Source organism: Tenacibaculum gallaicum, assembly GCF_003387615.1.
Lineage (GTDB): Bacteria > Bacteroidota > Bacteroidia > Flavobacteriales > Flavobacteriaceae > Polaribacter > Polaribacter gallaicus.
In genome coordinates this window covers 52294-67356 of record NZ_QUNS01000008.1, presented here as the reverse complement: position 1 = coordinate 67356, position 15063 = coordinate 52294, and the positions used below count along the sequence as shown (strand labels likewise).

General features: G+C 32.1%; 7 protein-coding genes. 1 reads left to right on the top strand and 6 read right to left on the bottom strand.

The genetic code is table 11. From position 1 onward, the window contains the following. The first annotated feature begins 1 nt into the window (after position 1). Entirely contained in the window at positions 2-358 is a 357-nt protein-coding gene (locus C7448_RS13205) for a hypothetical protein (RefSeq protein WP_115901860.1), read from the top strand. Between the two features lie 6 nt (positions 359-364). On the opposite strand, the gene C7448_RS13200 is transcribed toward C7448_RS13205, so the two are convergent. Genes C7448_RS13200 through C7448_RS13175 form a run of 6 tightly spaced genes read right to left on the bottom strand, consistent with a single transcriptional unit; the run spans position 365 to position 15034 of the window. After that, on the bottom strand, positions 365-1186 hold the full coding sequence (locus C7448_RS13200; protein ID WP_115901859.1) for a hypothetical protein: 822 nt from the start codon (positions 1184-1186) through the stop codon (positions 365-367). 10 nt (positions 1187-1196) lie between these two features. Next, on the bottom strand, positions 1197-2540 hold the full coding sequence (locus C7448_RS13195) for an ATP-binding protein (RefSeq protein WP_115901858.1): 1344 nt from the start codon (positions 2538-2540) through the stop codon (positions 1197-1199). Positions 2541-2585: 45 nt separating this feature from the next. Continuing rightward, the gene (locus C7448_RS13190) at positions 2586-6917 is read right to left on the bottom strand and encodes an eCIS core domain-containing protein (protein WP_115901857.1); all 4332 of its coding nucleotides are present in this window, start codon (positions 6915-6917) and stop codon (positions 2586-2588) included. Between the two features lie 17 nt (positions 6918-6934). Next, positions 6935-8029, bottom strand: coding sequence for an eCIS core domain-containing protein (locus tag C7448_RS13185; protein WP_115901856.1), 1095 nt, complete (start codon positions 8027-8029; stop codon positions 6935-6937). Positions 8030-8057: 28 nt separating this feature from the next. Then, positions 8058-9923 carry a contractile injection system tape measure protein gene (locus tag C7448_RS13180; protein ID WP_115901855.1) on the bottom strand — a complete coding sequence of 622 codons (1866 nt, stop codon included), beginning with the start codon at positions 9921-9923 and terminating at the stop codon, positions 8058-8060. Continuing rightward, entirely contained in the window at positions 9923-15034 is a 5112-nt protein-coding gene (locus tag C7448_RS13175) for a hypothetical protein (RefSeq protein ID WP_115901854.1), read from the bottom strand. The genes C7448_RS13180 and C7448_RS13175 overlap by 1 nt, the downstream gene beginning before the upstream one ends. Positions 15035-15063: the final 29 nt, after the last annotated feature.

Sequence of the window (15063 nt, the reverse complement as noted above, 5' to 3'; positions counted from 1 at the left end):
AATGTTTCCAAATTATCAAAATAGTATAGATTTATTAACTAATGTAACCAATACCAAGCTATATAAAGAACTTATAATTCAACTTAACAAAGATTTTGGTTTAGCAGGGATTGATACTTCTTTTTCTGAAGAAAGTACTCCCTTACAATTAAAAGAGGGGTTGCAGACGTCAATAAAAGAACTCATATTACACGATTTCAGCTCATACACCAATCTTTTATATCGCATTGATGTTTCTGAAAAAGACACACAAATTGTTGAATCTACCGATATGAATGTATATACAGAAAATGTTACGTTCTTAATTTTAAAAAGAATCTGGAAAAAGGTGTGGTTTAAGCATCAGTTTTCCAAATAAAAAATTTTATGCTATTACTTCTTCTATAATAGTATCTATGTTATGGGTTTCTTCAAAATCACTTAACCAAGTTGCTGTTTCTTCATGATCTAAAAAACTATTTAATGCTTCTCGTACAGCAATTCTATTTTGTTGTGGTAAATCTTCAATAACCTCCGTTAAATTACTTAATAAGTGTTTTGGAGAAGTGTTTTCTTCATAAAGTTTAAATGCTATTTTGCCCGTCATATCTAGGAACTTTACATAATTTACTTTGGTCGTTATAGGTGTATTAATTCCTAATCTTTCAAAAACCTCTTTTACTACTCCTGAAGTTTGACGTCCCCATACACCATCAACTAAAATTTCTTCTTTATAAATATGCTTTAAAGCTAATTGTAAATACAGAGTTTCTGATTTTGATGTTTCGTTATAATCAACAGGAACACTTGTATCAACATGCCAATGATCTTTATGGTTTGGATAGTAATAGTTTAATACAATACCAAAGTATTTTCTTAAAAAAGATTCTATTCCTAAATACAATTCTTTTTGATGTATAAAATTAGACGTAACTAACGTTTCATCTCTCCAAAAAATAGCATCTAAGTCGAATGCTTTCCCATGTCCGTGCTGTCCGGGTTTGTCAACAAAAATTCCTGCTGTGGTAATTACTTCTGGAATTCCTAAAGGACAGTGTTCGAAAACCTCTTGAAATGCATTTTCTAGAATACTTAAGAAGTCTTCATCAACTAAAAAATTACGTTGTTCTCCTCTTGTTCCGTATGGATGATTTGTTAAACGTGCATAATGTAATGGAATTCCGTGTATTTGATTTATTGTTTTCATACCCTATTTTTTAAATTGAAATATTCGTTGTTTTTCCTTCTTTTGTATATTCTCGTTTTATTCCTTCTAAAATATACTGTCTTAATATTTTATTCTCTTTATTAGCGATGGTTTTTAGACATGCATATTGAATTACGTTTACAATATTAGCTCCTGTAATATTGAATTTTTTGGCTAATTCTTCTATTGCAATTGACTCTTCAAGCTCTATTTTATTAGGTAAATTCTTTTTCCACAATACTAACCTCTCCTCATAGTTTGGTGTTTCAAACTCTATAATATTATTAAAGCGACGTGTAAATGCTGTATCGATATTATTTTTAAAGTTAGAGGCTAGGATAATCAATCCTGGATGCACTTCTATCCTTTGCAATAGATACGACACTTCTTGATTGGCGTATTTATCATGGGCGTCTCTTACACTGGTTCTTTTTCCGAAGATAGAATCAGCTTCGTCAAAAAATAAAATCCAATCTTTATTAATGGATTTATCAAATAGTTTAGATAAGTTTTTTTCTGTTTCTCCTATATATTTTGATACAACCATCGATAAATCTACTCTGTATACATCTTTACCAGTATGTTTTCCTAGTAGACCTGCTGTTAATGTTTTTCCAGTTCCTGGGAGTCCACAAAACAACACGCGATATCCTGGTTTTATTTTTGAAGACATGCCCCAATCATTCATCAACACTTCTTTATAGGCTAACCAGTTTTCTATTTCTTTAACATCATTCAATGTTTTTTCTTGCAATACCAAATCGTCCCACTCTAAATCTGTGGTTATTAAGCTTGCAGGAAAATCTTGACTTAGTTGTGGTTTTAGTTGTTTTCTCGTTAAGAAAAAGTGTACAAACTCTTCTGTTAGTATAAGCTTTCCACTCATTACAGGGTCTCCGTAAGGTACTTTCTCTATTTCTACAATATTACTTTTGAGCAACTTACTCTCATAAAGCATAAACTTTGTTAATTCTTTTCGTTCTTCTATATTTTTTCCTCCTAAAATATACAAAGCTGTTTCTCCTGTTGGAATAATTCCTCTATAATGTTTCCCTTTTGTACCACCAAACTCTGGAAACTCTCCACCATTAGGCATAAATTCTGTAAGGATTTCATTTAAAAAACCAGGCATAATATTAGGTACTAAACTTAATAATAAAAGTATTGTATCAACCGTATTTAGTTTATTATGATTTATAAAAAAGGTTAAAGGTGTACTATCATCTTCAACATTCATAACTGGTATAACGAAGTTTTCTTGACGAAAATCAGAAGACAACCTTGCTATCATTACCTCTTTAAGGTATTGAAAACCTTTTTCTAAACCTGATTTTTTGCTATTAATATCAATCATACTTATACTTATTAATTTCTTGTTTTACACAAATTTTGCCTCACATTAGTTTGCCGGTTCAGAAGTTTCTCCTGTATTTACCTCATCATTTTTAAAAGCCTCTTTTAGAGCATCAAAACCAGTGTCTTCGCCCAAAGATACTTTCTTTGTCCTTTTTTGGTTAGTTTGCTGCTCGGTTACTGTTCTTGAAGTATTTTCTTCTGTGGCTTCAGCATTATCCATTTCAAAATCTGACGTTAATGATTCTGACTCGTAATCAACTTTTGTAAACTGAGCTGGTAGTTTTCTAAAATCTTCCGTAATGGCCCTTTGCAAGCTTTGTATTAATTTATTTTCCGCTGTTACTATTAACTCTTCTGACGCTCCAGATTCTTCAATTACCGTTTGACTATCTCCTTCAAATTGTTCATCTAAAATTCTTCTTAAATCAGTTCCTGTTTCTTTATCATCTGTTAATTCAGCAGTTACTTTTAAATCATAATTTTGACTATTTCCTCTAAAAAATGCGGCAATGGTATTTTCTACGCTCGCCATATCTCCTGTGTTGTATTCAGGAGAAGATGGATGTATGTTTAAAGCTGCATTTTTTCCGGAACCTCCAAATTGATCTCCAATAATATGTGCATTATGAAATCCGTCACTGGCACTATCCCAAGCACCTCGTCCAACTCCTTGTGCTTTGTTTGAAAGATTATGCCCCTCTACTACTCTTTTCTCTTTTTTATTACTCACCCCTTCAACAGCTTCTTCAAATGAAATTTGTATATTGAAGTTCGCTGTTTCTGTTCCATCTGAACTCTTGGTTTCATAGGTTGCTGTATAAACTCCATTTTGTTGTTTTATTTTTATTTCTTGAGGTATAAAGTTTTTATGAGTTGGTTTATATGTACTCGTTTCGTTTCCTTCTTTTAAAAAACCGACTTCTGCCTCATTACTTCCATCTCCGTTTCTTTTTATCACATATACACTTGGGTATTTTTCTGCAAAACCACTTCCTCTTACAACGGAAAACTCATCTCCTACCTCTCTTAATATATATACTTTATTTCCATCATCTTTATTAATGTTTTTATCAAAATCGTCTAAAAATCTCTTTAAGAAATCACCATTTTTTTTAGTTACTTTTTTATTTAACCATTTTTCCAAAAATGGGGAACTTATTGCTTCTTCATTTTCCTCTTTAGTTAAATCTGATTCTTCTTTTTCAGCAGGGCTAGCCGTATAAATATAATCCCAACTGTCTTCACCATCAGTAATCCTTACTGATGTAAAAATCTCAAACTCGGCATTTATTTCTCGAGCTACATCTTCAGCCTCTGCCCTGCTAATTTTTCCTTCTTCTGCTTTCTCCCCCTCTTTTCTATGTAAAGCTTGTAATCCTTCATTTATTAATTGTCTTTTTTCCGCTTCACTCATTAATGGTATTTGTAATAAATGTCTTCCGTTGTTTTCTTCTCCATGTTCTACATAAATAGCTACACTTTCAGCTTCTTCATTTCTAGCTTGAATTCTACGAATACCATACCTACGTTTTACCGTATTGATTTTATCTTCTACAGCTCCAATGGTAGGTTTCGGATTTGCGTTTTCCATTTGAGAGAGCTCATCTAAAGCACGCATATATTTTTGCTCTTCTGAAAGATTACTCAAATCTTCTTCTCTTCTTCCCGGTGGTAATCCTTCTCCTTCTCCTGTTATTTCAGGGTTTTCTGTTTGATTACTATTTGCGTTTTCTCCTTGCCATTCTCCTTCAGGACTCGATTCACTGTCTCCCATACTTCGTGGAGGCGGATCAGCCATTACATCAGCCGTAAACTTGTCTGCATCAAACTCAACAGGAGACATGGTTAATTCTGGCGGTTCTTCTCCTCCTACTAACCAATCTACATCGGCTCCTATTCCTAAACTATCTCCTATTGGATATTGCACTTCTCCTAATGGATATTCTTCTCTCCCATCTGGTGCTGGTGACCACCATGGACTATCTAATTCATAAAATAAAGCTCCTGATAATTGCAAGAACAATTGGGCTGCTGCTTCAAAATGTCCTTTTAATCTTGATTCTCCTACTTTTCCTCCTTCTGGAGAAGCTTCTTCTTTATATTCAAAAGTTGGTATGGCTTCTGCATACGCTCTTAATCCTGCTGCTGCAGTAACATTTACTCCCGCTTTTACATCGTGACCTATCAAGGTAACTCCCACACCTGCTTCAGCCTCTAATCCAAGTACTGCAAAAGCATTAATACCTAAGGTTCCTGTGATATTAAATTCTTGTAATACGGATGGATCAGTAGAATAGGTTCCTGTAAAACCAACATCTTTTAGTACTAAAGGTCCAAAGCCTGCATTGGCAAACATGCCTATACTGGCAAATAAAAATACTTGACCCACTAATGGAATTCCATATCCTGCTCGTATTTCAACTTGGAAAATATCTACTTTCTTACCACGTTGTTCCATCAGCTCAATCTCATCTGGAACCATAATTTCTCCTACAATAGTAACATGTCCTTCGCTATCGATTCCTACTTTAGCAGTTCCTTCCAACCAAGGTGTTATAGTTGCTTGTACTTCTCCCCAACCTGCTAACACTTGATTGTCTTTCGTTTTTGGTACAGCAGCCTGCTCTTGATCAGCAGGTGCTTCCGCTTCCTGATCCATAGATTCTACTCCTAAAGCTGCATGCATCATTTGACGAGAACGTGTAGCATCGGTAACCAGTAGCGTAATTTCCCCAGAAAATTTATCTGAATTCATCCTACCTGTACCTTGAATGGTTACTGCTCCATCATCATACTCAACATTTAAAGATGCGCTTACATTTGCTATATCTGCACCAATACTTGCTTGTCCACTTAATTTTCCGTCGGCGCCTCTTGCTACATTAAATTCCCCAGATGCTAAACCAGCAATATCTACGGTGGAATTGAGTTCAAAGCTTAAATTAGAGTCTGTAATTCCTAAACTACCAGTTGCTTCTATATATCCATCAATATTGGCTGATAAATTATTCGCTCTAAAGTTTAATCCTCCGTTTTCAAACCTGTTCTCTAATCCCTCTGCAACTTCTATAGGGCTTAACCCTAAGAAGCTCATTGCTTCAAGGTTTTCATTAATTTTTTGAATAATTCCTAAAACATTTGGAACTACTTCTTCTCCCGCTCTAACACTTAAAAAACCTGTGGTACTTTGTTCTTCTCCAAATCTGCTTAACACAAGTATAGGGAATACGCCAGCATCTCTGAGCGGATTTAAAAACGACATTCCACGGACATCTAAATGATTATTTCTTCTACTACTTGAAAACTCAAACTTTTGAGGTTGTCCTTCTGCAGGTCTTCCAAGTTTTCGAATTTTAATAGTTCCTTCGAATTGTGTACCAATCTTAACATTTACATCAAAATTACGTGTCCTTGATTCTTGTTCAATATAAGCTAACCAATCATCAGATAGCTGTAATCCATTAGTAATATCTATGGCTTGTGTGGGGGCAACTAAAGTTACCGTATCGGTTTCTCCTTCCGATTTTTGAACATTGTTAACTGCTGGCGAAGCTCCTTGTTGTAAGGTATGTGTTAACTCATGCGCTAACAAATGTTTTCCTGATTCTGATGAAGGATTGTATTTTCCTTCGTTAAAATAGATATCATTTCCATTGGTAAATGCTTGTGAACCTAGTTCTTGGTTCATTTGTACGGCATTACTATCATTATGAATTCGTACACCGCTAAAATCAGCTCCAAAACCTGACTCCATTTCATTTTGAGTATTTGAAGGTAGTGAACTTCCCCCTCCCTTTGAGCTACTCAAATCACCTTCTAGCGAGGAATTATCGTCTCCTCCAGCCATTTGTAATTGCTGAACTTCTTCTTCCTCTTTTTCTTGAACCTCCTCATCTTCTTTTTCTTGGATTTCTTCTTCCGGTTTTTGTTGAATTAATTCATTACTAAATGATGTAGTGTTATCTTCTTTAGCTTGTAGATTATCTTCTGTTACTTGTTGAATATTTTCATCTTCCGATTTTTGAACTTCCTCCTCTTCCTTATGTTGTACTTCTTCTTCCTTTTGAAGATTATTTTCTGAGGCTAATTGAACTACTGGACTTATAGAATCAACCAAAGGTTTTTGCTGAATTTCTTGTTCATTTGATTCTTGTTTTTGAATCTCTTCTTCATTTTTCTTTTGAACTGTGGGTGCAAAAAAAGTGCTTGGGGTTTCTTTTCCTTTCGCTACTATTTTATCCGCAGCTCTATCTGCCTCTACCTCATATTTATCACCAGGCTTCCCAACATTTAATTTAGGTTGAATAAAGTTTCCTTCTCCAGTTGGTTTTGAAGAAGTTGGTTTTGTGGTATGTTGGTTTTTTGGTGAAAACATAAAGTTTCTTTATATAATTATCTTATAACTGTAGTTATTTTCACATAAAGTCTTATTCCTGGGCAATCCAATGGATTTACTCTAATAGAAACTCGTTGTAAACCAGAACCTGTGTTTAAAGTTCTGGATTCATATGGAAATGGTTCTGCATCTCCGCAATGTGTATCTCCAGCAGGCATTCTTTGTCGTCTTCCTCCATTTATTGATACTTCATATGGTGTTTCCCCTGTACAACAACTAACCCTATCATGAAACTCCCATTTTGCTTCAAAAGTTATTGCTGATCTACATCCTTCTGGCACCATAAAATCATAGTCAATTCCACTTCTTAAGCGATAATTTCGAACATCAGAAGCAGCACATCTACTACTTCCAGATTGCTTTTGAACTTTCTTCTGTACCATTCCTTTTTGTTGAATAGTATGTGTTAATTCATGTGCTAGCAGATGCTTTCCTTCTTTGGAATTTGGATTGTATTTTCCTTCATTAAAATAAATATCGTTTCCATGCGTAAATGCTTGTGCCCCTATTTCTTGACTCATTTGAGCGGCTTCTGAATCGTTATGAATACTTACATGACTAAAATCAGCTCCAAAACCTGATTCCATTTCACTTCTGGTTTGCCCATCCATTTTTTGGCCTCCGTTTCCTCCTTTTAATTTACTCTCAAAAGAAGGTTGGTTAGATGTTGAAGCATTATTTTCTGATTTTGACTGCACCGCTTCCTCCTCTTCTTGTTTTTGTACTTTTTCTTCTTTTTCACAATCATCACATTTAGCTTGTACTGTTTCTTCCTCTTCCATCTTCTGAATTGACTCCTCTTCTTCTTTACTTTGTACAGGTTGTTCTTCCTCTGAAGTTTCCATTTTTTGTATGAGAGGTGTTACTTCTGAAGCCAATGGTTTTTGTTGTATTTCTTCTTCCTTCTCTTTTTTTTGTATTGAATTAGGTTCACTATTATTTCCTACAACTTTATCAGCCATTTTATCTGCTTCCACTTCATATTGATCTCCTTGATTACCAAATGCTAGTTTTGGTTGAATAAATGGTGTGTTTTGCTTATCTCTATCTAAAGAATGATTTCCTTCTGGTTTTTTATCTCTTTTAAACATGACTTCTAAGGTTTTGGTTCTATTTATGTTACCAATTTGTAATAATTAGTTCTTTCATCCACGGGAGTTTACTCATACCTATATTCCAAGGAAGTTTAGTATCTACTAAAATATCTTGTGTTTTTCTTTCTACAGTTAGTGTAGGATTATCTTTAGTTAAGTCTAACTTTCCCTCTCTTTGTAAGTATTCATTACGTAGCAGGTCGTTTGAAGAGTTTTTTAATACTGCCCAATTTTGAAGTACTGCCTTTAGTAATTCTTCCGACTTCTCTTTTAGTTCATCACCCAATACTATATTCCTCTCAATAGAACTTTGTATAGGTATATTACACAAAAACTTTTCGAAAACTAAACTGTTTTCAAATTGCTGTTCTTTTTTAGTAGCTACATAATGTAACAAATGAACTGCTTCGGTTGGTTTTATAATCTTGTTTTCTTTATCAAGAAAGCCACATGAATTAAAGAACTGTTTTAAAAAAGGGTGTAATAAAATTAATCCTGCATTTTTTACAATATGAGTTTTAAATTCACTTACGATTTCTTTTTTACTTAAAAATGTATTCTTTAATGCCTCGTTATGTCGTCTTTTATATTCAGCCCTTTTTTGATCTTTGAGTGCTTTTTCATTTTTTAAGGTTACATCTTTACCTTTATAGATGTTCTTACTTTTCTGTTGTATTTTTGTGCTAAGTTCTTCTTTTACTTCTTTCTTTTTTTCTTTTGGTGATAACTGTTTCTTTAAATCCTCTTTTTTGTTTTGATTATCACTTTCTTCAAAAGAAATGGGTAAATTAAGACTGTCTATTTCTTTATTTTTAAACGTTAATTTTTCATCAACAACTTTATTCTTTTCAATATTCTGTTTATTAATTATATTTTGACCATGGGTATTGTTAACTTCAAGGTCTATTTTATTTGTCTTTTTAACCCTTTTTTTATTTGATCGAATTGTATTTGTACCCTCATCCTTTTTATGATTTTTACCAAAATCATCAATAATATCTATATTTTCTTCTTTTGCCTTTTCTTGTTTTTTATCAATTTTAATTCCAAGTTCTTTTAGTTTTTCTACATTAATTTGATTTTTAAATATTGTGCTTTCCAAAACCAATTCTTCTAAAAAAAATATTAACTCTTCTGTATAATTCTTTAGAAATGTTGTTCTTTTTAATATTATTATTTCTTCTTGAATTACATCTACTATTCTTGAAAAGTCGTTGTTTATTATAGCTTTAATGAAAAAATCCCATACTTTATTTTTTGTTTTGTGGTTTTTAAAACCAAATTTTTTAATGGTTGTTAAAAATGATTCATATCCTTTGGGTTTATTAAAAATACTTAGAAATAATATTTGTAACTCTTCAGCCTTAAACTGTTGAATTAATCGTTTTTTTTGAACCGGGTCTCTTAATGATTTTAAAAAACGTTCTTCAAAACTTTGATTTTCGGTTATTTCAAATAATACTTTTTTCGTGAAGTTTTTTTCTTTGTTTTGACTCCTCCAACCAGTTATACCGTGTTGTAAAAAATGAAAAAAAGTATCTAATTTAGATTCTGATACAGTACTAGTTTTTATAGCTACCTCATGTAATTCTGGCTCTTTAAAAATTGTTTTTAACTTCGTTATGAGTTGTTCTTTTATTTCTCGCTTTGTGCTGCTATCGTTTATAGATACATTGCTATTAGATATATTAACCTCAATATTTAAATTTTCTATTTGTTGAATGTATGCTTCATACTCGATTTCTTGAGAGTTAAAATATTTTTCTATTTCTGGAAATACTTCTTTCTGTAAAAAGTTTTCGATAGTATTTTTACACTCTTCTGCTACTTTTTTACTTTTCGTATTTACCTCAACAAATACTTTTTGTATGGTATGTTCTTGGGCAGCCATTATACGGTTTGTATTAAGTTTTCTTTTATAAACTTAGAAATGTCTTCGGCTTTAATTTCTACTGAACATTTTCTTAAAAACTCTAAAAAAGCTTCATCTTTTTTTATTTGTCCTTCCGTAAACCCTGTGTTAATTTCAATTAACAAATCTTGAAGGTCTTGTTTGATTTCATCTGACTCTAAAACTGTTTGCTTTTGACAATGAAGAATATTAAAGAATAATCTTACCTGTGCTTTATAATATTTTACAAGTAACGTTCTGTTATCAGCGTTCTGTAAAGAAAGCATCCACGTATTATTTAATAAATCTAAAAACAGTTCAGTTAATTGATTGTTGTTTTTTCCTGTTAAATAAGAATTACTTTCATCGTCTATTATTTTTGTATATACATCATTTGTAGGAACTACTACAGTCATGTTAACCTTACTTCCAACAATTCCATCATTCATACTAAATTTATTCAATCTATAGTAATTGTCAATTTCTCCTTTTGTTATTTCCTCACAAGTTTTATCTTGTATTTTTCCTATTTCTATAACTTCTGTTGATGTATTCTCTCCGCACTTACTTGCTACCGTTAAAGAGACTTTTACTGAATCTCCATCAAAATTGCTCAGGTCTTCTGTTATTGTTGTTCTTTTTATTTGAGGTTCTCTTTCAGCTCCATTAATTACCCAAACATACTCGTCTCCTTTTTCTGAAGTATTTGTTAATGATAATATTCTAGTTTTTGAATCAAAACTATGTGTAAAGCTTGCTTGTGGTGTTGCTGTTAAATTAATTGTTTGTGTTACAAATGTTCCTACAATACCAATACTTACAGTTCCTGAATTAGTTAGTCCAGAATTAGCAGGTACAAACTCCCAATTATTTGTTTCTTTATTAAATTTTACTTTTCCACCTGTGAGTTGGACTCCTTCAAATTGTGGTCTCACAATAACTGAATAAGGCTCTTTATCACTTAAACAAAAAGTAGTGGGTAAATTTATTATAAACTCTGGAAACGCAATAGTTTTTGTAAACTCTGCGGTTGAAAAACAGCTATTACCATCAGTAATTGTAAGTGCTACTGTATATGTATTTTCTGTTCCTTCTTTAACCAATAATTTAGGATTAAAAAGTTCAGTTCCTGACTCAATATCGTTTACACTCCAATTGAATTTTAATCCTTCTGGTTTTACACCTTCTGGAAGTATTGCTTCGAAAGCTGCTTCGTAAAATAACTGTCCGTCTTTCCACACAAATCTCGATTCACTTCGCTCTGAAATACTTATTTGCTTAACTTCATGAATTGTGATTCTTGCATTGGTTGTTTGTCCATCTTCTAAAAACTCAATAATTTGATCATAATTTTCAAAAGTGGCTACATCAATAACTAATTCATTGTTCTCAATTGTAACGCCTTTTATAGTTCCACCTTCAATAGTTATGGTTCCATTAACATTTGTAAATGGTATTCTTGCTGTTTTTTCTTTAGCAAAATCGATACAATATGATGGTTGAATGGCTAACTCTGATGGTGTTAATGTGTCAAAAACTATTGATTTTATAGCAATCGTTTTCTTACATGGACCTAATGAAATTTCTAATCCTGGATTTATCTCATTGTTTATATCATCAATTGGTAGTATATAATTTTGGAAAACTTTGTTATTTATAGGTGTACGTTCTACCTTGGTGCCATCTCCCATAAAATCCCACTCATATTTAATATTGTTAAAGAAATCAGCATTTACAAAATCAGTGTCTTTCCAATGTAGCACATAGGTTACTCTAGCTTTCGATTTATCCTCATTATATTCGATAGGTTGTTCTACTTCCACCAATAATTCTAATGTTGGATATACAATAAATTCACAATCTGTAGGTTCATCATTAACCATAAATGGTATTGATTTCCCTAATAGGCTCTTATCTATTTTTGTAACATCAATTTTCCATTTTTTGTCTTCAGGGTCTAGATAAACCCCTGACTCCACACCTTCGGGCACATTTGCTTTTACTTCTCCATCTAATGGTCTTACTGTAAATAGTAAAGGATCAATTTCTATATCTTTTTTCAAACAAATAGTACTCACTGGTAAGCTTAAAAATGGTGGTTCTTTAGGTATTATGAAATTCACTGGAGCACAATCTGAACAGCACATATACGGTAAAGAAAAATCTGCTACTACGGTATTTTTTAATGTTTCATTTTCTTTAATTACATCGTTTTCGTCGAAATACAATCGCTTGTTGGTTTCTAAAACAATGGGATTGTAAATTTGAAAGAAGTATTTACTCTTAGGCACCAAGGTGTCTTTAACAGTAATACGCATTCCTACAGAACCGTCTTTGTACATAACCATTTCTTCTGCATTGAGCAATTTAGACATTCCTGCTCTAGACCAAGTTCTATTTAAAAAAGCTGAAAAATTACTTACTGTTTCTGCTAATGTTTTACCTACCAAAACTACATCTTGATCAAAAAACCTTTTTCCTTTAAAATTAAAATAATATCCATCCACAAATGAAAATTCTACGGTTGAACTTTTATCCCATAGCTTTATTATTCCTCCATTTCTATAAATAATCTCATCTTTACCAAATACTAAATCTTTAGAGTTTGTAAACTTATTTTTAACACCTAATTCTTTATCCGAAGTTATTGGTTGATTTTTAAATACAATGTTTAACACTACATCATCAAATGTATTTTTATCTGCTGCATTTTCGGTAACATAAACCATTACAAAAGTTCCTCCTGGAATAACTCCTGCTTTATGTTCAAGACCTGGATGTTGTTTTACAAACTCTGACAGTTGTATTTTTTCTAAAATCTTTTTCTTTCTTTTTTCTATTTCTGCAAGCAGTGTTTCTAACTTTTTTCCTGAACAACAAACAATTGATAATTGGTTTATTAACAATCCTAAAATTTGTTTGGTTGATAGTTCTAATGAGGTACTGTTGTACTTTGCTTGTAGGTTTTTTACTCTCTTACATAGCTCCGCTATTGTTAATTTATAGCTTGTTAATACAAGGTTATCTATATCTCTTATATTTAATGGGATTTTTGTATCTAAAACATACGTATGAACTAAAGTTTCTGTAAGGTCTGTTAATATAAAATCACTAAGCGTTGGTTCTTCTTTCCATACTTCTTTTTCCTTTAAAGCTTCCGTTTCTTTGTTCAACTCTATAATAATATCACTTGCTGATCCTTCTTTGTTTTTATCTATTACACGACCTATTAAATAACCTATAGAGTCTTCCTCTTTCGTTAAACTTTCTTTAACTATATTTTCTTTATTAAGTAGATAATCTTGGTATTTGTTTGAAACAGTTTCATTGTATCTATATACTGTTTCTTGATTTTTAGTTGCCTCCTTAGAAAGAAACTTTATTTTATTCATTACTTCCTTGTCCATAAAAGCAGTGTCAACTGCTATTTCTTCAGTTGCAATTATTCTTTTACCTTTTGATGGAATTAACTTATCTACTACTGTATTAACCTTTGGATTGGTTAGTTTGAACGCTGAAAATGTTTTACTTACTTCTGATAAAATGCAATTTTGCTCTGCTCTCCATGCGTTTAACAACATTTTTAAGTCTTCAAACTCACATTCGTAATTGTTTATATTAATTGTTTGTTCAGCTGCATTAATTGAAAGTGTTTTGACATCAAAACTCAACCCGTTATCTTCTTTAAGCTTTATTATTTTTGCTAAGGCTTCTCTATACATTTTACCTTGATGCCCTTCAATTCTATAGAAATCATTTTTATCAATATTGTATGATAGTGGGTTTTGAATTGCTACTGACTTTTTTAGGTTTTCTTTATGGTAACTTAAATTTTGATTCGCTCTATAGTTTTTTGTTTTGTTAAAATCCCACCTCTTCAATAGTTCTGAAGAAACATTGTAATAAAACGGAATTGCTTTATCACTTAATGGTGTATGCGCTTGTGATGGGGTTATTACCACATCTTTTGATTTTGTTTTTCCTATATAATTACTCGAAATGGCAATTGCTCTGTCAATTAATAACTGTAGTTTTTGAAGATTTTCATTTTCATGACCTACAATAGTTGATTTATAAAATCGGTGACGTAATTCTGGATATGCTGTTTCTTCTTTCAACTTTCCTAACATAATATGCTTTGGGAAAGCTCCAATATCTGGACAACAGTTTACATTAATATGGAGTAATAATTCTTTAATTTCATTGTAAGTATCCACTAAATCTTTTATGACATCATACCTGTATTGAAAATCTAACGGAACTGCTAACGGACTAAAATTAAATAATTCTTTTATTTTAGTAGTTATTGATGGTTTTTGAAATTTTGAGAATATCGTATCAAAGCCTTCAATTAAATCTACACCAATACTTTCATCTTTAACCACACTACTAAACTGAGCCTTTAATTCTGAAAATGTTTGGGTGTTTTTCTCATTTAACACCACTCTTTTTGCTTCTACAACAGGTAGTTCATTATTTATTTTATACCAATTGTGCTTTAAATAGATAACATCTTTAGCTGCAATAGCTTCTAAATCTTCAATACTTACAAATAATACGCGTAAATTATTAATTTGCTCAATACCCTGATTGTCACATGTTAGTTTATTACACAATACGTCTTCATTTGGATATTGTTCGAGGTACAACAGAACAGCCATTTTTTGTATCTCTGGAAACTCAACTAAAGAGGTATGCGACTCATCTTCCTCACTATGTAACTCCCATAAATTATACTGGGTTTCTTGAGCGTTTCTAAATCGTTCATATTTGCCATCGGTATCTTCAAATTTTTTGTAGAATGAAAACGTTTTTGATTGTAAGTTTTCTTCTATTAATTCAAAAAACTGAACCAAATCTCCATCAGTAGTTACCGCTGTTCCTTGGGTAATATCAATACTCGTTATTGCTGTTTTATCTATATTGAAATTAGGAGTTACTTCAAACCCACAGGCTATCCCAACACCACTTAAACCAAGCCTTGACAAACGATTTTGATCATCAAAATAATCGATAAATGTATTGAGTTGTGTTTCTGTTAATACCTGATTAGCGTTAAACTTGCTATATTCGGTTGTAATTTCTTTTAGTTTCAAGTTGGTCGTTTCCATACGTATTATGTTTTGGCTGTGTTAATGAA